Below are 24,418 nucleotides of genomic sequence, written 5' to 3'. Positions count from 1 at the left end.
GCGTGTCGCGATGAGCCGCCCCCGCGTCGTCGACAGCGTCGACTACAAGCCGTTCGAGACCAAGCTGCCGGCCAGCCGCGCACGGGCGATCCCGTGGGCGACGGTCATGGCGGGATCGCTGGTCACGATCATCCCGGTGGTCGCGACGATTCCGCTGCTGCCGCCATTCGGGTTCGTCATGCTGCTGGCGTGGCGGCTGCTCGCGCGGTTCGCGTTCCGGCCCTGGGCGGCGGCCCCGCTCGGGCTGTTCGACGATCTGGTCAGCGGCCAGCCGCTCGGCAGCGCGGTGCTGATGTGGTCGCTCGCGTTCGTCGGGATCGACATGCTCGAACAGCGCCTGGCGTTTCGCGACTATTGGCAGGACTGGCTGATCGCGAGCGGCCTGATCGCGGCGTGCATCCTGGGCGGGCGGTTCATCGCTGTACCGGTCGGCGCGCATGTCGATACCGTGCTGATCGCGCAGATCGTCGTCACGATGCTCTGCTTCCCGCTCGCCGCGCGGATCGTCGCGTTCATCCAGAACAAGCGGGGCGGCGAGTGAGGAACACCCCGCGGATCGTCACCGAGATGTCGCAGGCGTACACCTTCTCCAGGCGCGCCTGGATGCTGGGCGCGGCGCAGGGCGCGGTCGGGCTCATGCTCGCGGGGCGGATGGCGTGGCTGTCGGTCGCGCAGAACGAGCGCTACACGATGTTGTCGGAGAGCAACCGCGTCAACATGACGCTGTTGCCGCCCCGCCGCGGCTGGATCGTCGACCGCCACGGCGTGCCGATCGCCAACAACCGCACCGATTTTCGCGTCGACATCATCCCCGATCGCCTCCGCGACAAGGAGCGCGTGCTGCCGCTGCTCGGCCGCATCCTCCAGTTGCCGCCGGAGGAAGTCGAACGGATCGCGATCGACCTGGAGCACGCCGCCGGGTTCCAGCCGGTCCAGGTCGCGGAGAATCTCGACTGGGAGCGGTTCGCCGCGGTCAGCGTTCGATTGCCCGAACTGCCCGGCGTCGCCCCCACCCGCGGCTTCGCGCGCAACTATCCGGCGGGCGCCGCGGTCGCGCATCTGACCGGCTATGTCGGCGTGCCCAACGCCGAGCAATACAAGAAGACGCGCGACCCGCTGCTCGTGACGCCCGGCTTCAAGCTCGGCAAGGACGGGCTGGAGAAGATGCTCGAGGCGGAGTTGCGCGGCGTCGCCGGGGCCAAGCGTGTCGAAGTGACCGCGCGCGGCAAGCTGGTCGCCGAACTCGCCACCAAGCCCGACATCCCCGGCAAGACCGCCCGCCTGACGATCGATGTCGGCTTGCAGGAATACGCGGCAAGGCGCCTCGGCACCAACTCCGGATCGGTCGTCGTGATCGACACCCGCACCGGCGAGATGCTCGCGATGGTGTCGATGCCGGCCTATGATCCGAACAGCTTTTCGGACGGGATCAGCCATCTCGAATGGCAGATGCTCAGCGACGACGATCACGTGCCACTGATGAACAAGGTCACGCAGGGGCTGTATCCGCCGGGCTCGACCGTCAAGCCGATGAACGGCCTCGCGCTGATGAACGCGGGCGTCGATCCGTCGGCCCGCGTCAATTGCTCGGGCGCGATGCGGCTGGGGACCAGCGTGTTCCACTGCCACAAGAAAGGCGGCCACGGTCCGCTCGATCTGAAGAATGCGATCATGCAGAGCTGCGACATCTATTTCTACGAGATGGCGCGCCGGGTCGGCTACAACGCGATCGCCCCGGTCGCGCGCGTGCTGGGGCTCGGGCAGAAGTTCGACCTGCCCTTCTCGACGCAGCGTTACGGCACGATGCCCGATCCGGCGTGGAAGCTGAAGAAATATAAGCACGACTGGACCGTCGCGGATTCGCTCAACGCGTCGATCGGCCAGGGCTATGTGCTCGCCAACCCGTTGCAGCTCGCGGTGATGGCGGCGCGGCTCGCGTCGGGACGCGCGTTGCAGCCGAGCATCCTCGCGAACCATGTCCACCGCGACTCCCCTGCCCTCGCGATCGATTCCGAGCACCTCGCGCGCGTCCGCGACGCGATGTTCGGGGTGATCAACCAGGGCGGCACCGGCGGCGCGGCGAAGCTGCTCATTCCCGGCGTCGCGATCGCGGGCAAGACCGGTACCGCGCAGGTCCGCCGTATCACGATGGCGGAGCGGCGCTCGGGCGTGCTGAAGAATGGCCAGCTGCCGTTCAAGATGCGCGACCATGCGCTGTTCATCGGTTTCGCCCCCGCCGACAATCCGCGCTATGCGCTGGCGGTGGTGCTGGAGCATAACGGCCACACCGTGCGCAACCTCGACACACCGATGATCGCCCGCGACATCATGACCTATATGCTCGACCGCGAGCGCGCGCTGAAGTCGCTCGCCGAGGTCGAACCGACCTGGGGCGGCGATATTCGCACGCGCATGGCGGCGACCGCGGAGACGTACCGCAAGGCACAGTCCGCTCCACCCGCGGCGATCGCCACCAAGACCGACGCGATCGTCCCCAGCGACGCCCCGGCGGTGGTCAACGCCACCGATATGGCCAACGCGACGCAGGAAGCGCTCACCACGCCCGGCAGCACGGTTGCCGAGGACGATACGCGGGACCGCCAGCAATGACCCCCAACAGGCGCACGCGATGAACCGTATCGTTCCCGAGCCACTCGCCAAGCTGCCCTGGCTGGTCATCATCCTGGTCGTCGCGATCGGCTGTTTCGGGCAGGTCGTGCTGTATTCTGCGGCGGGCGGCTCGCTGCGGCCCTGGGCGCTGTCGCAGGGCATCCGCTTCTTCGTGCTGCTCGCCGGGGCGATGGGGCTGTCCTATATCCCCGAGCGCACGTGGAAGGCCGCCGCGCTGCCCGCCTATGCGCTGATCGTGCTGTCGCTGATCGCGGTCGAGATCCTCGGCAAGGTTTCGGGCGGGTCGCAGCGCTGGCTCGACCTCGGCTTCATCCGCCTCCAGCCGTCCGAGTTCATGAAGCCCGCGATCGTGCTGGCGGCGGCGAAATTCTACGACATGCTCCCGCCCGGCGAGACTCGCAGGTTCGGCGGAATCTGGCCCGCCGCGTTGCTGATCGCCGTTCCCGCGGCGATCGTGATGAAGCAGCCCGATCTCGGCACCGCGCTCATGATCTGCTCGGGCGGCGCGACCGTCATGTTCCTCGCGGGCGTGCCCCTGCGGCTGTTCGTGGGCGGCGCGATCGCCGCCGCGATCGCGATCCCGCTCTCGATCAACTTCCTGCTGCACGATTATCAGCGCAACCGCATCCTGATCTTCCTCGATCCCGAGAGCGATCCGCTCGGCACCGGCTATCACATCAGCCAGTCGAAGATCGCGATCGGCTCGGGCGGGATCTGGGGCAAGGGCTTCCTCCAGGGCACGCAGAGCCATCTCGACTACCTCCCCGAAGGCCATACCGACTTCGTCTTCGCGACTATGGCGGAGGAATGGGGGCTGGTCGGCGGCTGCCTGCTGATCCTCGCCTTCCTGCTGGTGATCCGCTGGGGGATCGAGGTCGGCCAGCGCGCCAACAGCCGCTTCGCGCGCCTCACCGCGGCGGGCCTCGCCACGACGATCTTCTTCTACGTCGCGATCAACCTGATGATGGTGATGGGCCTTGCGCCGGTCGTCGGCATCCCGTTGCCGCTGGTGAGCTTCGGCAGTTCGGCGCAGATGACCGTGCTGCTGTGCCTCGGCATCCTGATGTCGATCGACCGCCAGAACCGCAAGACGGTCGGCTGGTAGGCCGGATAATTCGGCTTATTTCGCGAAAAAGCGGCTCGATCGACGAAAACGGACTCGGATCGACGAAAAGGGGGTTGCGGCCCCCGATGAGTCTGCTAACAGCGCGCCTCCAGCAGCGGGGTGCCACACCAGGGCGCCACTCAAAACCGCCCCGGAATGGACGCATAGCTCAGTTGGTAGAGCAGCTGACTCTTAATCAGCGGGTCCTTGGTTCGAGCCCAAGTGCGTCCACCATTTTTCCTTGAATTGACTATTGTTGGTCGCCGTTCTCAGGCGCGTGCCCCCATCCCCCGCCACTTCGAAAAGTTCGGCCGGCCCGCGTCGGGCGCCAGATGCTTCGCCACATCGCGCATAGCAACGCGCGATGCTTGCCCGGTTCAGCACGGGCCACGCTCTGTGTGGCCGTCTGGGCGGCAGTTCGACCGAACGCTGGTGGTCGCGTAATCTAGCTATTGTTCCCGCAAGATCGGGTACGTCAGATGCGTGGTTTTGCGGTCGGGGAGGCGATCGATGAGCCAATCGAGCCGTGCTTCCGGGTCTCTGGCGAACGCGGGGTCATCCGCCAGTTTCGCGGCGAACGCGGTCCTGACGGTCTCGTCCGACGCCAGCAGCGCCTCGGCGAGTGGCGCGCGGACGAAGTCTTCCGCGCCCGGTGGAGACGAGAGCATCTCCGGGAAAAAGCCCCAGGCGAGCAGAGAGTCCGGGGCTTCCGGCTCCAGCAACGCGGCGGCGAGCAGGCCGAGCGGCTGATCCGACGGGACGCGGACCGTACCGGCGGGGAGCGTCTCGGTCACGGGCACGTGCTCGAACGATGCCTTGAGCGGCAGCCGCCCGTCCTGCGCGCGTTGCACCACCGCATCGCGCAGGTGGACGCGGTCGAGCGTCAGCGTCCGCGGGGCCGTAATCGGATCGAAGCGTATGCCGTGGAGACGGAGGCGATCGAGCGCCTCGGTCTGTTCCGCCGGCACCCACCATGCGGTCGGCAGGGACACAGTCTCGACCGGATCCTGCCCGATGATCGGCATGCGGACTGTGATCGGCTTGCCCGTCCAGCGCTGTTCCATCCGTCCGCTCGCCGGGGAGCGATAGGTCTCGAAGCCGATGCCCTTGAACCGCTCGATCCAGCCGATCGGCGTCGCGGCCGGCTTCCAGCGCGCGAGCATCGTCGCAGGCCGGCTGGCGCGGTCGGTCGCCTTCGCCGCGACGATCCGGTCCCGGTCGGTCGCCGCCAGTTTCAGCGCCGCTTCGAGCAGGACATAGGTGCCGAGTACCCGCTGCCGATAGGGTTTGAGCATGTGGTTCTCGACCAGCACGGTCGGCACGCCGATGAAGTCGCCATAGCCGGTCGAATAGCGCGGGCCCTCGGGCGCCTGGCGGATTCCCTTGGCGGGGTCGCGCGTGTCGATCGGGCTCGGGTAGAGCGTCGGGACATGCCCGGCGCGTTCCAGCGCCGTCGTCACCGTCGGGCCGAACCGCGCCGTCAGCCAGTCGGCCGTGGCGCGGTGATAGGCGTAGCGGCCCCAGCCGGCATAGGTGAAGGTGATATCGTACTGCATGTCGAAGCCGTCGCTGACATGGCAATCGACATAGAGGATCGGATCGAGCCGCCGCAGCAACGCGATCATCGCGCGCGTTTCCGGCGCGTCGGCCTTGGCATAGTCGCGGTTCAGGTTGATGCCGCGCGCGGTGGCGACATAGCCCTTTTCCGCGGGGCCACGCAGCGCCGGGAAGTTCCAGCGGCTCGACGCCTCATGCCCGTCGATATTGTAGATCGGCACGAACACCAGATCGACCGAATCGAGCAGGCTGTCCTTGCCCCTGAGCGCGATGTCGCGGAGCAGCATCAGCCCTGCGTCCTTGCCGTCGATCTCGCCCGAATGGATGCCGGCCTGGACCAGCACGACGGGTTTGCCTTCGCCTCCCTTACTCGCGCGGACCATCAGCATGTCGCGCCCCTGCGCGGTGCGGCCGAACGTCTCGATCCGGATCAGCGGCGACGCGGCGGCGAGCCGTTCGAGCCAGGCCCGAGTCTCGGCATACCGTGGTGTCGTCGCGAAGCCCGCGCGTTCGGCGGGGGTGATCCACGGATCGTTCGCCGCCACGATCAGGCGCTCGCTCGCGCCGGACCAGGGCTGCACCGGCGGCAGGATCGCGGCCGGCAGCCCCGGTAGCGGCGCGCTCGATTGCCCCCAGGATGCGGACGGGGAGAACAGGGCGATGATCGCGAGGGGGATAACGGGGGGGATAAGACGCATGGGGATCATTACTCAGAAGCTGGCGCGCAGGCCGATCGTGGCGGTGCGCGGGGTGCCCGGCTGTACCCAAACGGGCGAATAGCTGTTCGCGTACCAATGGTCGTCGAACAGGTTGGCGATCGAGCCGAACAGCTGCACCCCGTCGATCAGATCGGCCTGGCCGAACACGCGGAACAGCGTGTGCGAGGGCAGCGTGAAGTCGGTCCCGGTCTCGCCGTTGCGCGACCCCACATGCTGGACGCCGGCCCCGAACAGCATATCGCGCGACCCCGCCTTGAAGCGCTTGGCCGCTTGCATGTTGAGATTGTGCTTCGGGATGTTGATCAGCGGGTCGCCCGGCTCGATCTGGAACGAGAAGTTCGGGTCGAGCACGCGCGACCGCGCCTCGGCATCGGTATAGGCATAGCTCAGCAGCAGCTCGATCCCGCCGGGCAGACGGCCGTTGAGATCGGCCTCGATCCCGCGGCTGCGCGCCTTGCCGATCGCGACCGAGAAACCGGGGTTGGCGGTGTCGGTGGCCAGCACGTTGGATTTCTCGAGCTGATAGGCCGCCAGCGTGCCGGTCAGCCGGCCACCCAGCGCGGTCAGCTTCACCCCGGCCTCGATCGACTTGCTGGTCTCGGGTTCGAACACGTTGCCGTTCGCGTCGGCACCGATATTGGCGCGGTAGCCCTCGCCATACGCGGCATAGAGCGACAGCGGGGTGCTGAGTTCATAGACGATTCCGGCCTGCGGGCTGAATCGGCTCCGCTTGCGCCGACCCAGCATGTTGGTCAGCCGGTTGGCGACGCGGAGCAGAAAGTCGTCGTAGCGGCCGCCGACACGGACCTGCAACCGATCGGTCAGGCTGATCTGGTCCTGCACATAGGCACCCATCGTGCGCTGCACGTCGAGCCGGTTGGTGATCGGCGCGGTCGCGGGCACCGGATAGCGGCCATAGACCGGGTTCTGCAGATCGAGCACATAGCCCGCCTGATCGGTGGTAGTCGCCGTCACCACCGGCCCGCGATAGCGCGTGAACAGCTGGTCGGTATCGAAATAGTCGAAATCCCCGCCGATCAGGACGCGGTGGCGCAGCGACCCCGTGGCGAACTCGCCCGCCAGTTCGGCGCGCAGCACGCTGTGCTCGGAGGTGTACTGCCGGGTGCGCCGCTGCCGCGACAGCGATCGGCCGTCGATATAGAGCTTCTGGCGCGACCGCAGCGTTTCCGCATCCGACGATGCACCGGTCAGCCGCGTATCGCGGTGGCTGGCGCCCACCGACAGCGACCATCTGTCGCTGAAGTCGTGCTGGAGGCGCAGCTGGTGGCCGGTAGCGCGCGCGACGGTGTCGCCGTCGCTCGGTTCGCCCAGGAACCGCGAGCGCGGCACCGTGCCGAAATTCCCATTGAGCACGACGATACCGCGATCGAACGGCACCTCGACGCGCGTCCATTCGAAATCATACGTGACGCGCGTGGCATCGCCCAGCTTCAGGCCGATCGACGGGAGGAAGCCCCAGCGCTTCTGCGCCACCGTGTCGCGGAACGTGCCGCCGCTTTCGGCATAGCCGATCAGCCGCGCCGACAGCGTGTCGGTCAGCGCCAGGTTCGCATCGCCCTCGGCACGGACGGTGTCGAAGCTGCGATATTGCAGCGATGCGGTACCGAACGTCCGGCCGAGCTCCGCCTGTTTGGTCACCAGGTTGATCGAGCCACCGGGTTCGCCGCGGCCCAGCACCGCGGCCGCCGGTCCCTTCAACACCTCGACACGCTCGATCCCCGCCACGTCGCGCTGCCCGCTGAACCCGCGTCCGGCGTTGAACCCGTTGACCAGATAGCCGCTCGGCAGATTCTCGTCGCCGGCAAAGCCGCGCACCGCAAAACTGTCCCACAGCCCGCCCAGCGTGTTCTGCCGCACCACCGATGCGTTCAGGTCGAGCGCGTCGGTCAGGCGTGTGATGGCATTTTCGGCGATCACCGTGTCGTCGATCGTCGTGATCGCCTGCGGGATCTCGCGCAGCGCGAAGTTGCCGCGATACGGCTGCCGAACCCCGGTCACCGTGATTTCCTCGCGCTCATTTTCGGACCGGCCGCGTTCGGACCGGCCTTCCTCGTCCGACTGCGCAACGGCAGGTGCGTAAGACAAGGCCATGGCAAGCGGAATGGCACCGGCCATCGAGGCGGCACGCATGGACAGACGCAAGACAATATCCCCTTCGGCAATTCGGATCGGGAGCGCCGCGACGCTCCGAACTGACCCGTCCATGAAGGTTATGATGTAACATCGTCAATGATATCTTGTTACACAGGCCTCGACCGGGCATTGAGTGTCGATGTTCATTGCCGAGGATTTGACAGGCCCGATGACCGAACCGATCCTGATCGACGATCTGACGTTCGCGTACGATACGCATGACGTCCTCAACGGACTGTCGCTGCGCGTACCGGCGGGCAGCATTACCGCGTTGCTGGGTGGCAATGGCGCCGGCAAGTCGACGACCCTGTCGACATTGCTCGGATTCACGCGGGCGCGATCGGGGAGGGTCGAGGTTTGTGGGATGGATCCGGCGACCGATCCCGACGCGGTGCGACGGCGGATTGCGTATCTGCCGGAGAATGTCGCGCTGTACGAGCATCTGACGGCGGTCGAGAACGCCGATTATCTGCTCGCGCTTTCCGGCGAGCGCCAGGGGCATGATGCCATCACCGCGGCGCTTGCTGCGGCCGGTTTGCAGGATCAGGCGTGGCACCAGCGGCTCGGCGGCTTCTCCAAGGGGATGCGTCAGAAGGTCGCGATCGCGGTGGCGCTGCTGCGGCGGGTGCCGGTGCTGCTGCTGGACGAGCCGACATCGGGGCTCGATCCGCGCGCGACCGCCGACTTCTCCCAGCTTCTCTTGCAGGTGCGGGAACGGGGCACCGCCATATTGATGGTGACGCACGACCTTCTCTCCGCCGCGGACATCGCCGACCGCATCGCCTTTCTGGAAGCGGGACGCGTCGCGCACGAAGTGCGGGCGGACGGCCCCGAGCGGTTCGACGTTCGCGCGCTGCACGCCCGTTTCCAGCTCGGCGGCGATCGGTTGGCGGCATGAGCGCGGTCGGGCTGATCGCACGCGACGAAATCCGGCTGATGACGCGCAACCGCGTCGCCATCATCGCCTTCGTCCTGGTCGTGCTGCTGACATTGGTCGCGGTCGCCAGTTCCTGGGCGCACCAGCGCGAGATCGCCGAGCTGCGCGCGCGTCAGGCCGAGGCGGCAGAGACGGCGTTCAAGGCGCAGCCCGACCGGCACCCTCACCGTGTCGTCCATTACGGCACGTTCATCTTCCGCCCGCTGGGGCCGCTCGCCGCGTTCGATCCCGGCGTCGATGCATTCACGGGCAACAGCATGTTCCTCGAGGGGCATCGCCAGAACAGCGCCAATTTCGGCGATGTGCGGCAAAGCTCGCTGCTGGTGCGCTTCGGCCAGCTGACGCCCGCCTTCGTGCTGCAGGTGGTTGCGCCGCTGCTGCTGATCTTCCTGGGCTATGGCGCGCTGGCGCGGGAGACCGAACGCGGCACGGTGCGCGTGCTGATGCTGCAAGGTGCCGGCCGCGGGCAGATCGTTCGCGGCAAGCTGCTGGCGCTGGGTGCGGCGGCGCTGCTCGCCGGGCTGCCGGCGATGATCGGCCTCGCCGCGATCTCCGGCCAACCCGGTGCGCTGGCTTGGCCGATGCTCGCAATCGCGCTCGGCTATGCCGGCTATCTGGCGTTGTGGACGGTGCTGATCCTGCTCGTATCGGCGTCGGTCCGCCGCAGCCGCGACGCGCTGCTCGCGCTGGTCGCAGTGTGGGCGGTCGCGGTGGTGCTGTTGCCGCGCGTCGCACCCGATCTCGCCAGTGCTGCGGTTCCCCTGACCAACCGGCTCCAGACCGAAGTCGCGGTCGCGCGCGACCTGCGCACGATGGGGGACAGCCACAATCCCGACGATCCCCATTTCGCGCAGTTCAAGCGGGCGCTGCTCGCGCGCTACGGCGTCGCGAAAGTCGAGGATCTGCCGATCAACTACAAGGGTGCGGTCGGCATCGAGGGCGAGCGGCTGACCTCGGCGGTCTATGGCCGCTATGCGACCGCGAACCACGTCGCGCAGGCACGGCAGAACGCGCTGGTCGACGCGATGGGATTGTTGAGCCCGACCATCGCACTGCGGTCCTTGTCGATGGCCGCCGCGGGCACCGATCTTGCCGGGCACCAGCGGTTCCTGGAGCAGGCGGAGGCCTATCGCTACGCGCTCGTCCAGCGGCTGAACCGGATGCAGATGGAGGACGTCAGCTATGCCGACGACGGCGCGACCGATGCCGGCGCGGACCGTCGCAAGCGCGTCTCCGCGCGCAAGTGGCAGGCCATGCCGGACTTCCGGTTCATCGCGCCCGACGGCCGCACACTCGCCGCCGCCGCACTGCCCGGGCTGGCCATCGTGTTCGCCTGGCTGGCGGGGGCGCTGATCCTGCTGATGGTCGCGTCGCGTCGATTGGGAGCACGATGATGGGCCTGTTCCGCTATGAACTCCGGCTGTTGCTGCGCCAGCGCCTGACGGTCGGCGCGCTGGCCCTGCTCGCGCTGCTGACGGTGGCCGCCCTTGCCATGGGGATGGCCGAAGTCGCCCGCCAGCGCGCCGCTATCGCCGCCATCCCGGCCGCTCAGGCCGAGGATATCGGGGCGGTCGCCCACTATGTCGACCACACCAGGGACGCAGGGAGCGCCGCCTATTACAGCTTCCACCCGACCTGGGATGCGCCCGCGCCGCTTGCCTTCGCCGCGCTCGGCATGCGCGACGTGTCGCCGTATATCCTGCGGGTCCGCGCGCTGGGGCTCGAGGCGCAGATCTACGACGGCGACACTTTCAATCCCGAACTCGCCTTGCCCGGCCGGTTCGATTTCGCCTTCGTGCTGGTGTTCCTCGCGCCGTTGTTCGTGATCGCGCTGTTTCACGATCTCAGGTCGGCCGAGCGCGAGGCGGGGCGGCAGCGCATGCTCGACGCGTTGCCGAACGGGGGCCGTGCGCTGTGGCGCCGCCGGACGCTGCTTCGCTTCCTGCTCACATGGAGTGCGATTGGCATACCCTTCGGTATCGCCGCGGCATTCGCGGGGGTCGCCGTCGCACCCATTCTGATCGTCCTTGCGCTGGTCGCCGCCTATCTGCTCTTCTGGATCGCACTCGCAGCGCTGGTCGGTCGATTGCGCTGGAGTTCGGTCGCGAACGCGGCGGCGCTGGCGGCGGCATGGCTCGTGCTGGTGCTGATCGTCCCGACCCTGTGCAACGTCGCGATCAACGCCGCGATCCCCGTCAATCAGGGGGCGGAGATCGCGATGGCGCAGCGTGAAGCGGTGAACGGCGCGTGGGACGTGCCCCGCGAAGCCACGATGCGGCGCTTTTACGCCACCCACCCCGAATGGGCGGATTCAGCGCCGCTCGGCCCCGAATTCCATTACAAATGGTATCTGGCCTTCCACGAGAATGGTGATGAAAGCGTCGCCCCCGCGGTCCGCGCCTATCGCCAAGGTCTGGAGGCACGCGATGCCGCGGCGCGCGCGCTCGGCTGGGTGCTGCCTTCGGTGGGCGTGCAGGCGCTGCTGACCCGGATCGCGCGCACCGACCTGACGGCGCAGCTCGCCTATCAGGACCGTATCCGCGCGTTCCACCACCGTCTGCGCACCTTCTATTACGGCTATCTCTTCCGCGACCGACCGTTCGGCAAAACCGATTTCGACCGCGCGCCCCGCTTCGACGATCGCGATCGTGGCTGACGGCAGGCGCGCGGTCCGCCGCATGGTCCTCGATCGAGCGAAAGCACTATGTCGGTGGGCCCTGCAAGCTGTCAGCGCCCGTACGAATACTCAGCTCAAGATCAGATGCTCAACCAGACGCCAAGCCATTGAACCTCGCAGAAAAGCGCGGTTGGTCCACTGGCGGAATAGCGAAGCGCAGGTTTCGTGCTTCACCCCGGCTGCGGGCCTGGCTGTTGGGGATCCACGACGAATTTCGCCAGCGTCGAGATCGACCCGCCGGGGCGATCGACCTGGTCCATCACCTTTACCTCGGCGAGCCAGTGATCCGGCGTCACGGTGAACAGCTGGTAGCCGCGCTGGTTGTTCAGCAGGGCGACGTTCGGGTTGTTGTCCAGCGTACGGTTTTCGCCCGGATAGTGCAGCCCGCCGGTGCCGCCCGAGGAGATCGAGGTCGCCAGAAACTCCGTGGCGATCGCAGGGCCGCCGACGTCTTCCGCGGTCCGCGGCACCGATCCGATGACGTTCTGGTGAAGATCGCCGCTGCCGATCACGACATTGGTCAGGCCCCGCCGCCCGATGCCGTCGACGAGCCGCTGGCGAGACAGCGGGTAGCCGTTCCAGTTGTCCTTGCCGATAAGGGGCGTCGTGGCGCCGTCCTTGCGGGCATCATAGGGCATAACCATCACCTGCTGCGCGATGAAGTTCCAGCGGGCGCGGTTGGCGAGCCCTTGGTCGAGCCAGCGTTCCTGTGCCGCCCCCAGCATCGTCCGCTCCCGCCGGTCGACGGGAACGCACGCGTCCAGCTGCGCACGCGGCAGACCGGGGCGCTCGCAAAGCTGATCGCTGCGAGACGAGCGCGTGTCGAGAACGTGCATCCGCGCGAGCGTACCGTAATCGAGCCGGCGATAGGCATGCGTGCCGTTTGCCCCAGGCCGCTGCGCGCGACGGACGGGCACATGCTCGTACCAGGCTTGCAGCGCCGCCGCCTTGCGGCGCGCGAAGACCGCGGGCGGGTTGCCGTCCTTGTCGAAGTCTCCCGCCCAATTATCGTCGATCTCGTGATCGTCGAACGACATGATGAAGGCGACCGCGGCATGCGCCGCCTGGAGATCGGGGTCGGCCTTGTACTGGGCGTAGCGGCGACGATAGGCGTCCAGCGTATAGGTCTCGGCGCCGAGATGCTTGCGCGGGCTGGGCTCCGCACGCGCCGCCATTTCGTAGATGTAGTCGCCGTAGTGGAATATAACGTCGAGATCGGGCTCGCGGGCGACGTGCGCATAGGCGGTGAAGAAGCCGGTTTCGAAATCCTGGCAGCCCAGCAGCGCGAGCCGCAGCCGGTCGAGCGATGCCCCCGCCGCCGGCGCGGTCCGGGCGGTGCCGATCGGGCTCGCGCCGGCACCGGCGACGAGGAAACGGTACCAATAGGGGCGATGCGGCCGCAGCCCGTCGACCTCGACATGGACCGAGTGCGCCAGCGCCGCTTCCGCCACCGCCGCGCCGGTGCGGACGATCTTGCGGAAACCGGGGTCCTCGGCGACCTCCCAGCGAACCGGAACGTCATGCGGCGGCATTCCGCCATCGGGGGTCTGGGGCTCGGGTGCCAGCCGCGTCCAGATGACGAACCCGTCCGGCCACGGCTCGCCCGAGGCGATCCCGAGCGTGAACGGATCGCGCGTGAACGTCGCCCGCGCCAGCAGGCGGGGCGCCCCCAATCCTCCGAGCAGCGAGAGGGACAGACCGGCCTTGACCAGATTGCGGCGATCGAACTGAGGCACGGCGGGCATACTCCCTTGCAGCAGGGCGCGGACTGCACGCCGGACCACGCCCGGCATCGCATCGCACCCTGTCATGGTGGGAAGACGGACCAGCCCGACGAAACCCGACACGAAAAGCGGCCGGCAACGACGACTTTACTGGTCTTCCGGGCTCGCCGCAGGGCGAATGGAGATCGTCTTCGGACCATAAGCGACGTCGACATGATAGGCCGCCTGCACCGCCTGTAGCGCCCGATCGGTATCGGCGATGTGGAAGCGTCCGCTGATCGGAAGCGCCTGCAAGCTGCGATCCTGCAACAGGATCGGCCGCGCCGAATAGCGCTGCACCTTGCCGATCAGCACGCCGAGCGGAATATCGGATGCCTCGAACCAGCCGGACTTCCAGTCGGGCGCGCCCTCCGCAATGCGCGGCTGCGCGACGACATGCCCGTCGACGACACGCGCACCGTCTCCCTTGCGCACCACGAGATTGGCCGCGCCGTCCACACCGACCTCCACCGCGCCGCGGTATACTGCCACCGCAGTCCGCGTGGGGCTTTGGCGGTCGACGTTGAACGCGGTACCCAACACGCGCACCGACGTGGTTCCGCTGGTGACCCGGAACGCCCGGACGCCCTCATGCCGAACGTCGAAGAACGCTTCGCCGCGCACCAGCGTCGCGGTGCGTTCCCATGGCAGGATACGGACGCGCAGCTCGGTATCGCTGCTCAGGTCCACCCGCGATCCGTCTGCGAGCACGACCGACCGGATCTTGCCCTCGCTACTACGATAGGTGCTCGTCGACACGATCGGCAGGATCAGCAGGATCGCGAGCAGCATCGCGCAAGCGGCCGCCGCCAACCGGGGGGCCGTGGCCCATGTCCTGCGGAACCGATTGCCCGGTTCCGGCGGTGCGGGGGCGGTGATCGGTGCGCGTCCGGCCTGGCCGAGCGCTTCGACCAGCGCCTCCGATTGCCACAGCGCCTGGAGATCGGCGAAGACCTCGCGGTGGCGCGGCGACGCCGCCATCCACGCGTCGAAGTCGGGCCCGGCCGCCGCATCGAACGCGGGTTGGTTGAGCCGGTCGATCCAGCCGGCCGCCTCCTCCACGATCTGGTTCTCGCGGCTCATCGCTCGCCGCCACGCAGGACCGCATTCCCCGGCATCGCCTTGTGGAGATCGGCAAGGCCGCGGGTGATGTGCTTCTCGACTGCCTTCGGGCTCAACCCCAGATCCCTCGCTATCGCAGCACAGCTTTGGCCCTGCAATCGGCGGCGGACAAGTACGTCGCGGCGCAGCGGTGGCATCGCCGCCAGCGCATCGTTGAGGATCGCAAGCTCCTGCCGGCCGACGAGGACGCGATCGGGCAAGGGCGCCTGGCTGGCGGGCTCCTCCTCGCGTTCGGCGACGTACCTCTTGTCGCGGCGGTGATGATCGACCAGCAGGTTCGCGGCGATCCGAAAGCCCAGCGCATAGATGCTGACCAGCTTTTGCATGCGGCTTTGGTGCACCAGCCTCGACAACGTCTCCTGCACGACATCCTCGGCGACGTCGGCGCGGTTCGTGCGCGCCCGGACATACCGGCCGAGCGTGGCGGCAATCGCGCGCCAGTCTTCGGCCGGGGGTTCGCCCGCGAGGCTCTCGATCTGATGCGGCGACGCGGGCATGGGATATCCGGGTTATTCGTCCCGGCGCTCTAGGCCCCGTTTGTGACAATCTCGGAGAGCGTCATGAAGAGCCTGCGAAACAAGTATATGCGAGGTTTCGGCGGGCTTGTTTCAGACGATAATGGCCATGCAGCCATGTCACATAACTGAAACCAAATACTTTGTCGGGTTTCGCGCATCTTTGCCGTCTCCCCCTCAAGCCATTCGGGGGAAAACATGTTCAACACGATCCGACTATCGCATCTTCTATTAGGATCTGCTGCATCGCTCGCCTGCGTTGCCACGCCGGCAGCAGCACAGAGCGCGCAGTCTGCGCCGCGCCAGTTCACCTTCGACGTGCCGGCGCAGGGCCTCGGCGACGCGCTGCTGGCGTTTTCGCGGCGGACGGGACTGCAACTGGCGTCCTCGCCAGCGCTGTTGAAAGGCGCGCGCAGCCAGCGCCTGCGTGGGCGGATGACCGCCGAGCAAGCGCTCGCGCGGCTCACCGCGGGTAGCGATCTCGACGGCAGGATCGTCGGTGGCACGGTGACGGTCGTCCGGCGCATGTCCTATGCCACGGCGGGGGCGAACATCCCCGCCGTGGCACTTGGCGGCGCTGAAGCGCAGATAGCGACCGCACCGGTATCGCTGGCTGATCAATCGGCCGATGGCAGTACCGATATCGTCGTCACGGGATATCGCGAGAGCGTTGCGAAGGCGCAGCAGCTCAAGAAGGCCGCGACCGGTTCGCAGGACGTGATCCTGGCGCAGGACATCGCGGCGTTTCCCGACCAGAACCTCGCCGAAGCGCTGCAACGCATCCCCGGCGTCGCGATCACGCGCGACAGCGGCGAAGGTCGTCAGATCTCGCTGCGTGGCCTGGGCGCGGATTTCACGCGTACCCAGCTGAACGGCATGGAGGTGCTTACCAACACCTCGTCGGGGCTCGACAGCCGATCGTCGGTGAGCCGTTCGCGTTCGTTCGACTACAGCATCTTCGCGTCGGAACTGTTCAACAAGGTCGTCGTCGAGAAATCCTATGCGGCCGAGCAGGACGAGGGCGGCATCGGCGGCACCGTCGGGCTGCACACGGCCAAGCCGTTCGATTTCAAAGGCCTGACCGTCGTGGCATCCGCCAAGGGGCAGTCGAACCAATATACCAAGACGGTCACGCCGCGGCTGGTCGGCCTGATCTCGGACCGGTGGGGCGATTTCGGGTTCCTCGCATCGGTGGCCTACAGCACGGCCGATACGGTCGAATTCGGCTATCGCAACTGGAACTGGTCGCAGCTCAATTTCGGTGCCGCCAATGTCGGTCCCAGCGTTTCGGCGGCGGACCGGGCGGTGCTGGTCGGCGCGACCGGCGCCAACCGCGCATGGAACAGCCGCGCGCAGACCTATGCGACCTTCTTCAACAAGCGCGAACGCCTGGGTCTCACCACCGCGCTGCAATATCATCCCGACGACCGCACCGACCTGACCCTCGACGTGCTGTACGGCAAGTTGACCAACGATCGCCGGTCCGGTGTGATCGGCGCTGCGGGAACCAATGGTGTCGCCGCCAACAACGTCACCGGAACGCAGGTGCTGACCGGTGTAACCTTCGACGAATATAACGACATCGTCGGTGCGTCGTTCGATCACGTCGACATGCGCACCGAGTCGAAGGTCACGCAGGATCAGACGACCTTCTAGCAGGCCGCGCTGAACGGGCATACCGATCTGAGCAGCAACCTGACGGTCAATTTTCTCGGCGGCTGGTCCCGGTCGACGTTCAATTCCGCCTATGCCCAAGTGTATCTGGAGGCCGTCGACAAGAGCTACGCGTTCAGCGGCCTGAACACGGGATCGCCGCGAACCAGCTACGGCTTCGACATCGCCGACGCGTCGCAATGGGACCTGCAAGGCCTGGAAACGCGCGCCGATCGTATCCGCAGCGAATTCTACAACAGCAAGGCGGAACTCGCCTGGACGGTCGGCTCGGGCTCGACGATCAAGGCGGGGGGCGGGTTCAAGCGCTTCACCAACAGCGGCTGGCAGCGCAAGGTCGCACCAAGCTACGAGGGCAAACCCGGCGTGCCCGACGTGCCGACCAGCGTGTTGTCGGACAGCAGCCTCGCCCCCTATGTCATCGGCGACGTGGCGGCCACCTACGCGCTGCTGGGCCAGAGCATGACCGTCGATGCGAGCAACACCGTCGCGGGGACCGCCTACGACCTCGTCGAGAAGACCTATGGCGCGTATCTGCAATACGACCTGAAGACGCAGCTCGGCGGCATCGGCCTGCGCGCCAATCTGGGCGTGCGCTATTATCATACCGATCTCGGCTCGTCGGGGACGGCGCTGGTCGGCAGCGCGCTGGTCCCGGTCAACGTGACCAACAGTTACGACGGCTTCCTGCCTACGGCGAACCTGGCGTTCGACCTTAGCCGGTCGCTGGTCTTTCGGATCAGCGGCAACCGCAACCTGAGCCGCCCCGCGCTGAGCGACATGCGCGCGGCGGGCACGCTGAACCTCGCTTCGTTCGGTGGCACGATCGCCGCGGGCAATCCCAACCTCGCGCCGTTCATCGCCGATTCCGTCGAGGGTTCGCTCGAATATTATGACGGGAAGCGCGGTTCGCTGGCGATCGGTGCATTCTACAAGCACATGGACTCCTACATCACGTCGGAGACGCGGTTGGTCGCGTACAACAGCACGGGGTATCCGTCGTCGCTGCTGCCCGTCGGCGTCGATCCGTCGGTGCTGGTGAACTATACGCGGCCGGTCAACGGCCCAGGCGCATCGATCAAGGGCGTCGAAATCGCGGCCAAGCGGGACTTCGACTTCCTCCCCGCGCCGTTCGACAAGCTCGGCGTGCTCGGCAACGTCACGTTCGCCGAAGGATCGACCGACGTCTTCTATTCGGACGTTGCGGTTCGTTTGCCGTTGCCGACGCTCTCGAAATTCTCGTCCAACGCGACGCTGTATTACGACACCGATCGCTGGGGCGTGCGAGGCTCCGTGGCGACCCGCTCGCGCTATCGCTGGGGCAATGGTGGCAACGGCAATATCGGCGAATACATCAAGGGTACGACGAACCTCGACGCGTCCGCCTATGTCAACGTCACGCGCCAGTTCAAGCTGTCGCTGGACGTGATCAACATCACCGACGAGCCGATCGTCCAATATGCCGACGGCACTGCCAAGCGGGTGATGACCAACACGGTGAGCGGACGGACGGTGGCATTCGGCGGGACGATGCGGTTCTAGCGGTGCGGTTCTAGCGGTGCGGTTCTGACGGTGCGGTGCCAGGGCCCGCCGACGTTCCGTTTGAACCGCCAATCCGTTCGCTTCCCGTCATGTCGGACCGGTTCCGGCATTCACGGTGTCGCAAAACCGGTGGAATTCGGCTTGCGGGACCGTGGACCGTGGAACCTGTCCGGGGTGACGGAAGAACTTCAGGACTGCGCGACCCAAACATGTTGCCAGACACGGTGAACGTCGATCGGTCCCAGCCGTGAGACGTTTGCAACGAGGACAAGCCCGGCAATGGACCGGCTTGTCGGATCGCTGGTGATTGCCCGCTGCGATCCATGCTACCGCCAACGCGATGATGGACGGAATAGACGATATCGAGCTTCGGCACGGCATCCGACGCGCCAGCGCCTATGCGCGGGCGGAACCGGTCATCCGGTGTATCGAGGAGGCGATCCGTGATCATCGTCGGCGCACCGGCGACCTCGACGCCATGCCGCCGATCGGCAGGCTGACCGCCCTTTGCACGGAACGAGGTTTGTCGGCTGCTCGTGGCGGGCCGATCTCTCACAATACCGTGGCGCGGGCCATGAAGCTGATGGGCTTGCGGTAGCCTCGGGAAGCACAGGCGCAGAAACGTACGGTCGGCTTATCCTGTTCGTCCATTCTCCGGTTATCGACATGATGCAGCGCCGTAGCGACCGAGTACAGCTTCGGCGCCGGTGCGTTCGAGCCGGTCGAGATTGGCGACCAGCACGCTGCGCAGGTCCGGATCTGGGCGAAAGGCGAGCAGGCCGAGCAACGCGTCGACGCGCTCGGTCGAAATCCTCGCGCCGGCCACCGCTGCGCGTAGCCGGTCGGCGATCGGGTCGTCGATCGCGAACGTCTCGCCTGCGTCGGTCACCCCCGATTGCCAGCGCATCCAGGCCGCGACGGCCAGGGCCAAGGCATCGACCGACTGCCGTTTCGAGCGACGGTCCGCGATCGGCGCGAGCAGGCGCTGCGGGAGTTTCTGCGAACCGTCCATCGCGATCTGGCGGGTGCGGTGCTGGAGCGCGGGGTTGGCGAAGCGTGCCATCAACGCCGCCCGATATTGCGCGATGTCGAGCGCGGCGGGGGGATCGAGCGTGGTGGCGCTCTCGTCCCACAGCGCCTCGACGAACGCGCGCGCCTCGGGCTGCGCGACGACCTCATGGACGAAGTCGAACCCGGCCAGTCCGCCTAGGTACGCGATCGCCGAATGCGCGCCGTTGAGCAGCCGCAGCTTCGCGTCCTCCCACGGCGCCACCGCGTCGGTCAGTTGCACGCCGAACGCCGCCAGATCGGGGCGTTCGCCGGCGAAGCGATCCTCGATCACCCACTGGGTGAACGGCTCCGCCTTCACCATCGCGTGATCCTCGACCCCCAGCGTGTCCGCCAACGCGGCGATATCGGCGGGCGTGGTCGCTGGCACGATCCGGTCGACCATCGTCTGCGGGAACGTCACGGTGGCCGCGATCCAGTCGCGCAGGTCCGCATCGTGCGCCGCCGCCATCGCCAGCACCGCGTCGCGCAACAGCGTGCCGTTATGCGGCAGATTGTCGCACGAGAGGATCGTCAGAGGGCCGGTGCCCGCCGCATGGCGCGCCGCGAGGCCTGCAACGAGGAACCCGGGTGCGGTCCGCGGCGCGTCGAGCGAGGCCAGATCGTGCGCGACATCGGTATCGCCGGCCTGCAATGTGCCTGTCGCGCGATCGAGCTTGTAGCCTTTTTCGGTGATCGTCAGCGTGACGATATGCGTCTCGGCCGACGCCAGCGCTGCGACGACGGCCGCCGGATCCTCGGGTGCGACGAGCATGTCCATGACCGCACCGATGACCTGCAAGCGCTCGCCCTCGCCGTCACGGACGACGAGCGTGTAGAGACCGTCCTGCGACACCAACTGGTCGCGGACGCCGGCGGATCGCAGCGATACGCCGGTAATGCCCCAGCGCAGGTCGCCCGCCGCCAGCGCCTGTTCGAAGACTGCGGCTTGATGGGCGCGGTGGAATGCTCCGATGCCGAGATGCACCACGCCGCGCGTCACGCGCGACCGGTCGTAGCTTGGTCGCGCGACGGCGGCGGGCAATCGGTCGAGCGTGGCGGTCGACAGCCTCACAGCCGGTACGCCTGTTTGACCAGATCATAGGCGAGCGCGCGGGCGACGTCGTGCGCTTCGTCCTCTTCGAGCCGGTGCTCGGCGACGAGCTTGGCGAGGAACGCGCAGTCCATCCGGCGCGCGACGTCGTGGCGCGCGGGGATCGACAAGAAGGCGCGGGTGTCGTCGTTGAAACCGACCGTGTTGTAGAATCCGGCGGTCTCGGTCGCGCGCTCGCGGAAGCGGCGCATCCCCTCCGGGCTGTCGTGGAACCACCAGGGCGGGCCGAGCCGGAGCGACGGGTAATGGCCGGCGAGCGGGGCGAGTTCGCGGGAATAGGTGTCCTCGTCGAGCGTGAAGAGGATCAGCGTCAGGCGGGGATCGTTGCCGAACCGGTCGAGCAGGGGCTTCAGCGCGCGGACGAACTCGCCGGGGAGCGGGATGTCGCCGCCCTTGTCGCGGCCGAAGCGTGCGAGCACCGAGGCGTTGTGGCTGCGCGCGACACCGGGGTGAAGCTGCATCACCATGCCGTCCTCGACCGACATCGCCGCCATCTCGGTCAGCATCTGTGCGCGGAAGAGTTCGGCCTCCGCCGCGGTCGGCTGCGCCATGACGCGCGCATAGAGTGCCTCGGCTTCGGCGGGCGTCAGGTCCGCGGTTGCCGCCGACGGGTGGCCGTGATCGGTCGAGGTGGCGCCGGCATCGCGGAAGCGGGCGCGGTGGAAACGGTGTGCCGCGAGATAGCCCGCATAGCTGCCGACGTCTTCGTTCGCGGTCTCGCCGAAGCGGCGGACGTTGGCGGCGAAGCCCGGGGTCTCAGGATCGACGACCGGGTCGGGGCGATAGGCGGTGACGACGCGGCCGTTCCAGTCGCTCGCGCGGATCGCGGCGTGGTGCTCGAGCGGGTCGAGCGGGCTTTCGGTGGTCGCGATCAGTTCGATGCCGAACCGGTCGAACAGCGCGCGCGGGCGAAACTCTGGCGTCTTCAGCGCGGCGTCGATCGTGTCGTAATACAGGTCGGCGGTCGCGGGTTCGAGGCGCACGTCGATCCCGAACGCCTCGGCGAACACCCAGTCGAGCCACATCCGCGACGGCGTGCCGCGGAACAGGGGGTAGTTCTCCGCGAAGATGCGCCAGATCTTTCGCGGGTCGGTTTCCGTGATGCTGCCGTCGACCGTCGGCACGCCGAGCGCGTCGAGCGGAACACCCTGGCTGTAGAGCATCCGGAACACGTAGTGATCGGGGACGATCAGCAGCGAGGCGGGATCGCTGAACGCTTCGTTCCGCGCGAACCAGACTGGATCGGTATGGCCGTGCGGACTGACGATCGGCAGGTCCTTCACGCCCGCATGCAGCGCGCGGGCGATGTCCCGGATACGGCCGTCGCTGGGGAACAGGCGGTCGGGGTGAAGGCGTAGCGGATGGGTCATGCGAGGCGTTCCGGATCGACGGGGGTATAGTGCGGGACGAGCAGGTGGATAACCAGCAAGGCGACGAAATAGGCGCATCCGGCGACCACGAAGATCGGTCCATAGCTGCCGACGCCGGCCAGGATGGTCCCTGCGAACTTGGCCATCAGCATGCCGCCGAATGCGCCCGCCAGCCCGCCGAGACCGATCACCGATCCGCCCATGCCACGCGGGAACAGGTCGCCGGGGATCGCATAGACGTTGGCGGAGAAGCCTTGGTGACAGGCGCACGCTAGCCCGATCGCCGCGACGGCCCACCAGAGTCCGGGCGCCTGCGCGGCGAAGATGATCGGCAGGGCGAACAGCGCGCAGGCGAACAACGCGGTTTTCCGTGCGCGGTTGGGCGTCTGGCCGCGTGCCAGCAGCCGCGACGAGAACCAGCCGCCCGCGACCGATCCGACATCGGCCAGCACATACACGGCGACCAGCGGCGGCCCGAAATCGAGCATCTTCACGCCGTATTGCCGGTTGAAGAAATCGGGCAGCCAGAACAGGAACGTCCACCACACCGGATCGATCAGGAACCGTCCGAGCATGTACGCCCAGGTCTGCCGCAACCGTAGCAGCGTCCGCCAGCGGACCGGCTTGGCGGCGGGCACGGGATCGGCCTCGATCCAGGCCAGTTCCTCAGGCGTGACGCGCGGGTGCTTGCGCGGCGACCGGTAGAAGGCGAGCCAGGCGACCAGCCAGATCACGGTCAGCGCGCCGGTCGCGATGAACGCCATCCGCCAGCCGAACGTCACCGCGATCACCGGCACGATCAACGGCGTGAGGATCGCCCCGACGTTCGAGCCCGCGTTGAAGATGCCGATCGCCAGCGCTCGCTCGCGTTGCGGAAACCATTCGTTCGCGGCCGCCAGCGCGGCGGGGAACGCCCCGGCCTCGCCGATCGCGAGCGGGATACGCGCGAAGATCATCATGCCGGCGCTGGTGAACAGCGCATGCGCGACATGACCGATCGTCCACAGCGTCACCGCGACCGCATAGCCGATCTTCGCGCCGACCCGGTCGACGAACCGGCCGAACAGGACATAGGCGATGCCGTAGGCGGCCTGGAACGCGATCGCGAGATCGGCATAGCCCTGCTCGCTCCAATTATAGCGCGCCTGCAATTCGGGTTTCAGCACCGGCAGCACGAGCCGGTCGATATAGCTGAGCGCCACCGCCGCGAAGAGCAGCGCGCAGACGATCCAGCGGACTTTGCCGCGCGGCTTCTCGGTCGCGGCGGCGGCGGTCACCAGTTGCACAGCGTGCCATCCTCGAGACGCGCGACCGGCAGATAGGCACGCTTATAGTCGTAGGTCGCGGCAAGATCCTCGTCGATGTCGACGCCGAGCCCCGGTGCCTCGCCCGGATGCATCATGCCGTCGTCGAAGCTGTACGCGTGCGGGAAGACCGCATCGGTCTCGTCGGTGTGCGGCATATGCTCCTGCACGCCGAAATTGGGCACCGACAGCCCGAAATGCAGCGCCGCCGCCATCGCCACCGGCGACAGGTCGGTCGCGCCGTGGCAGCCGGTCCGCACCTGATACAGATCGGCAAGCGACGCGATCCGGCGCAGGTGCGTGATGCCGCCGGCATGCACGACGGTCGCGCGGATATAGTCGATCAGTTGGTTCTGGATCAGGTCCTTCGCGTCCCAGATCGAATTGAACACCTCGCCAACCGCGATCGGCGTCGTCGTGTGGTGGCGGATCAGCTTGAACGCCTCCTGGTTCTCGGCCGGCGTCGGGTCCTCGATCCAGAAAAGGTTATACGGCTCAAGTGCCTTGCCGAGCCGCCCCGCCTCGATCGGGGTCAGCCGGTGGTGGATGTCGTGCAAAAGATGCACGTCCCAGCCCATCGCCTCGCGCGCGGCCTTGAACAGTTCGGGGACGACGCGGAGGTATTTCTCGGTCGACCACACGCTTTCGCTCGGCAGGTCGGCATCGGCGGGCTCGTAGCGTGCGCCGTGCTTGGCGACGCCGTAGGTCGAGGCGAGCCCCGGCACGCCGCATTGCAGCCGGATCGCCTTGTAGCCCTTGGCCTGCTCGGCCTTGGCGACCGCGATCGTATCCTCGATCGTCGTGCCGTTGGCGTGCGCATAGACCATGCACGCATCGCGCGCCGCGCCGCCGAGCAACTGATAGACCGGCATGCCTGCGAGCTTGCCCTTGATGTCCCACAGCGCGGTGTCGACCGCGGCGATCGCCGCCATCGTCACCGGGCCGCGCCGCCAGTACGCGCCCTTGTAGAGATACTGCCAGACATCCTCGATCCGGTGCGCATCGCGGCCGATCAGGCACGGCACGACGTGATCGGTCAGGTAGCTCGCCACGCTCAACTCGCGGCCGTTGAGCGTGGCGTCGCCAAGCCCGGTAGTGCCATCGTCGCACTCGATCTTCAGCGTGACGAAATTGCGCCCCGGACAGGTGACGATGACGCGGGCGGAGACGATTCTGGGCATCGCGGATCC

Annotated in this window: 18 protein-coding genes and 1 tRNA gene; 10 read left to right on the top strand and 9 right to left on the bottom strand. The window is 67.2% G+C overall.

Going from position 1 to position 24,418, the window contains the following annotated elements:
* Positions 1 to 10 precede the first annotated feature (10 nt).
* The 4 genes from mreD (at position 11) to NLI89_RS04510 (ending at position 3,970) form a co-directional block, all read left to right on the top strand.
* Positions 11 to 541, top strand: coding sequence for a rod shape-determining protein MreD (gene mreD, locus NLI89_RS04525; RefSeq protein WP_187503120.1), 531 nt, complete (start codon positions 11 to 13; stop codon positions 539 to 541).
* Between the two features lie 26 nt (positions 542 to 567).
* On the top strand, positions 568 to 2,610 hold the full coding sequence (mrdA, locus tag NLI89_RS04520) for a penicillin-binding protein 2 (protein WP_254686021.1): 2,043 nt from the start codon (positions 568 to 570) through the stop codon (positions 2,608 to 2,610).
* A gap of 19 nt (positions 2,611 to 2,629) precedes the next feature.
* Complete coding sequence (rodA, locus tag NLI89_RS04515) at positions 2,630 to 3,736, top strand: rod shape-determining protein RodA (RefSeq protein WP_254685935.1); 1,107 nt, start codon at positions 2,630 to 2,632, stop codon at positions 3,734 to 3,736.
* Positions 3,737 to 3,894: 158 nt separating this feature from the next.
* Positions 3,895 to 3,970: transfer RNA gene (locus tag NLI89_RS04510), tRNA-Lys, on the top strand.
* 215 nt (positions 3,971 to 4,185) lie between these two features.
* Here the strand turns inward: NLI89_RS04510 and NLI89_RS04505 are convergent.
* Positions 4,186 to 5,991, bottom strand: coding sequence for a M14 family metallopeptidase (locus NLI89_RS04505; protein ID WP_254685934.1), 1,806 nt, complete (start codon positions 5,989 to 5,991; stop codon positions 4,186 to 4,188).
* 12 nt (positions 5,992 to 6,003) lie between these two features.
* Entirely contained in the window at positions 6,004 to 8,163 is a 2,160-nt protein-coding gene (locus NLI89_RS04500; RefSeq protein WP_254686020.1) for a TonB-dependent siderophore receptor, read from the bottom strand.
* Positions 8,164 to 8,335: 172 nt separating this feature from the next.
* Here NLI89_RS04500 and NLI89_RS04495 point away from each other — a divergent pair, with 172 nt between their 5' ends.
* From NLI89_RS04495 to NLI89_RS04485, 3 genes are read left to right on the top strand one after another with little or no spacing between them, the layout of a single operon-like run.
* A complete protein-coding gene (locus NLI89_RS04495) occupies positions 8,336 to 9,064 on the top strand; it encodes an ABC transporter ATP-binding protein (protein ID WP_254685933.1) in 729 nt (242 codons plus the stop codon).
* The gene (locus NLI89_RS04490) at positions 9,061 to 10,497 is read left to right on the top strand and encodes an ABC transporter permease (RefSeq protein WP_254685932.1); all 1,437 of its coding nucleotides are present in this window, start codon (positions 9,061 to 9,063) and stop codon (positions 10,495 to 10,497) included. The genes NLI89_RS04495 and NLI89_RS04490 overlap by 4 nt, the downstream gene beginning before the upstream one ends.
* On the top strand, positions 10,497 to 11,759 hold the full coding sequence (locus tag NLI89_RS04485; protein ID WP_254686019.1) for a DUF3526 domain-containing protein: 1,263 nt from the start codon (positions 10,497 to 10,499) through the stop codon (positions 11,757 to 11,759). The genes NLI89_RS04490 and NLI89_RS04485 overlap by 1 nt, the downstream gene beginning before the upstream one ends.
* A gap of 191 nt (positions 11,760 to 11,950) precedes the next feature.
* Here the strand turns inward: NLI89_RS04485 and NLI89_RS04480 are convergent, their stop codons facing one another.
* From NLI89_RS04480 to NLI89_RS04470, 3 genes are all read right to left on the bottom strand, one after another.
* Positions 11,951 to 13,525 (bottom strand): alkaline phosphatase D family protein, encoded by a 1,575-nt coding sequence (locus NLI89_RS04480; protein WP_254685931.1) that lies wholly within the window; start codon positions 13,523 to 13,525, stop codon positions 11,951 to 11,953.
* A gap of 126 nt (positions 13,526 to 13,651) precedes the next feature.
* Positions 13,652 to 14,626 (bottom strand): FecR family protein, encoded by a 975-nt coding sequence (locus NLI89_RS04475; RefSeq protein ID WP_254685930.1) that lies wholly within the window; start codon positions 14,624 to 14,626, stop codon positions 13,652 to 13,654.
* On the bottom strand, positions 14,623 to 15,162 hold the full coding sequence (locus NLI89_RS04470) for an RNA polymerase sigma factor (RefSeq protein WP_254685929.1): 540 nt from the start codon (positions 15,160 to 15,162) through the stop codon (positions 14,623 to 14,625). Before NLI89_RS04470 ends, NLI89_RS04475 begins: the two co-directional genes overlap by 4 nt.
* A gap of 216 nt (positions 15,163 to 15,378) precedes the next feature.
* Here NLI89_RS04470 and NLI89_RS04465 point away from each other — a divergent pair, with 216 nt between their 5' ends.
* The 3 genes from NLI89_RS04465 to NLI89_RS04455 all read left to right on the top strand — a co-directional run bounded on the left by NLI89_RS04465 (position 15,379) and on the right by NLI89_RS04455 (position 18,991).
* Positions 15,379 to 16,836: a TonB-dependent receptor gene (locus tag NLI89_RS04465; RefSeq protein WP_254685928.1), complete on the top strand. Its 1,458-nt coding sequence runs from the start codon at positions 15,379 to 15,381 to the stop codon at positions 16,834 to 16,836.
* Between the two features lie 9 nt (positions 16,837 to 16,845).
* Positions 16,846 to 18,393 (top strand): TonB-dependent receptor domain-containing protein, encoded by a 1,548-nt coding sequence (locus NLI89_RS04460; RefSeq protein ID WP_368077243.1) that lies wholly within the window; start codon positions 16,846 to 16,848, stop codon positions 18,391 to 18,393.
* 343 nt (positions 18,394 to 18,736) lie between these two features.
* Positions 18,737 to 18,991 (top strand): hypothetical protein, encoded by a 255-nt coding sequence (locus NLI89_RS04455; protein WP_254685927.1) that lies wholly within the window; start codon positions 18,737 to 18,739, stop codon positions 18,989 to 18,991.
* A gap of 60 nt (positions 18,992 to 19,051) precedes the next feature.
* On the opposite strand, the gene NLI89_RS04450 is transcribed toward NLI89_RS04455, so the two are convergent.
* Genes NLI89_RS04450 through manD form a run of 4 tightly spaced genes read right to left on the bottom strand, consistent with a single transcriptional unit; the run spans position 19,052 to position 24,409 of the window.
* A complete protein-coding gene (locus NLI89_RS04450) occupies positions 19,052 to 20,515 on the bottom strand; it encodes a mannitol dehydrogenase family protein (RefSeq protein WP_254685926.1) in 1,464 nt (487 codons plus the stop codon).
* The gene (gene uxaC, locus NLI89_RS04445) at positions 20,512 to 21,924 is read right to left on the bottom strand and encodes a glucuronate isomerase (protein WP_254685925.1); all 1,413 of its coding nucleotides are present in this window, start codon (positions 21,922 to 21,924) and stop codon (positions 20,512 to 20,514) included. Before uxaC ends, NLI89_RS04450 begins: the two co-directional genes overlap by 4 nt.
* Positions 21,921 to 23,210, bottom strand: a complete 1,290-nt coding sequence (locus NLI89_RS04440) for an MFS transporter (RefSeq protein ID WP_254685924.1) — start codon at positions 23,208 to 23,210, stop codon at positions 21,921 to 21,923. The genes uxaC and NLI89_RS04440 overlap by 4 nt, the downstream gene beginning before the upstream one ends.
* Positions 23,198 to 24,409 (bottom strand): D-mannonate dehydratase ManD, encoded by a 1,212-nt coding sequence (gene manD, locus NLI89_RS04435; RefSeq protein WP_254685923.1) that lies wholly within the window; start codon positions 24,407 to 24,409, stop codon positions 23,198 to 23,200. Before manD ends, NLI89_RS04440 begins: the two co-directional genes overlap by 13 nt.
* Positions 24,410 to 24,418 lie beyond the last annotated feature (9 nt).

This window comes from Sphingomonas faeni (assembly GCF_024273235.1).
Lineage (GTDB): Bacteria > Pseudomonadota > Alphaproteobacteria > Sphingomonadales > Sphingomonadaceae > Sphingomonas > Sphingomonas faeni_A.
Note: the sequence above shows the minus strand (reverse complement) of the source record. Positions and strands in the feature narration are given on the sequence as shown.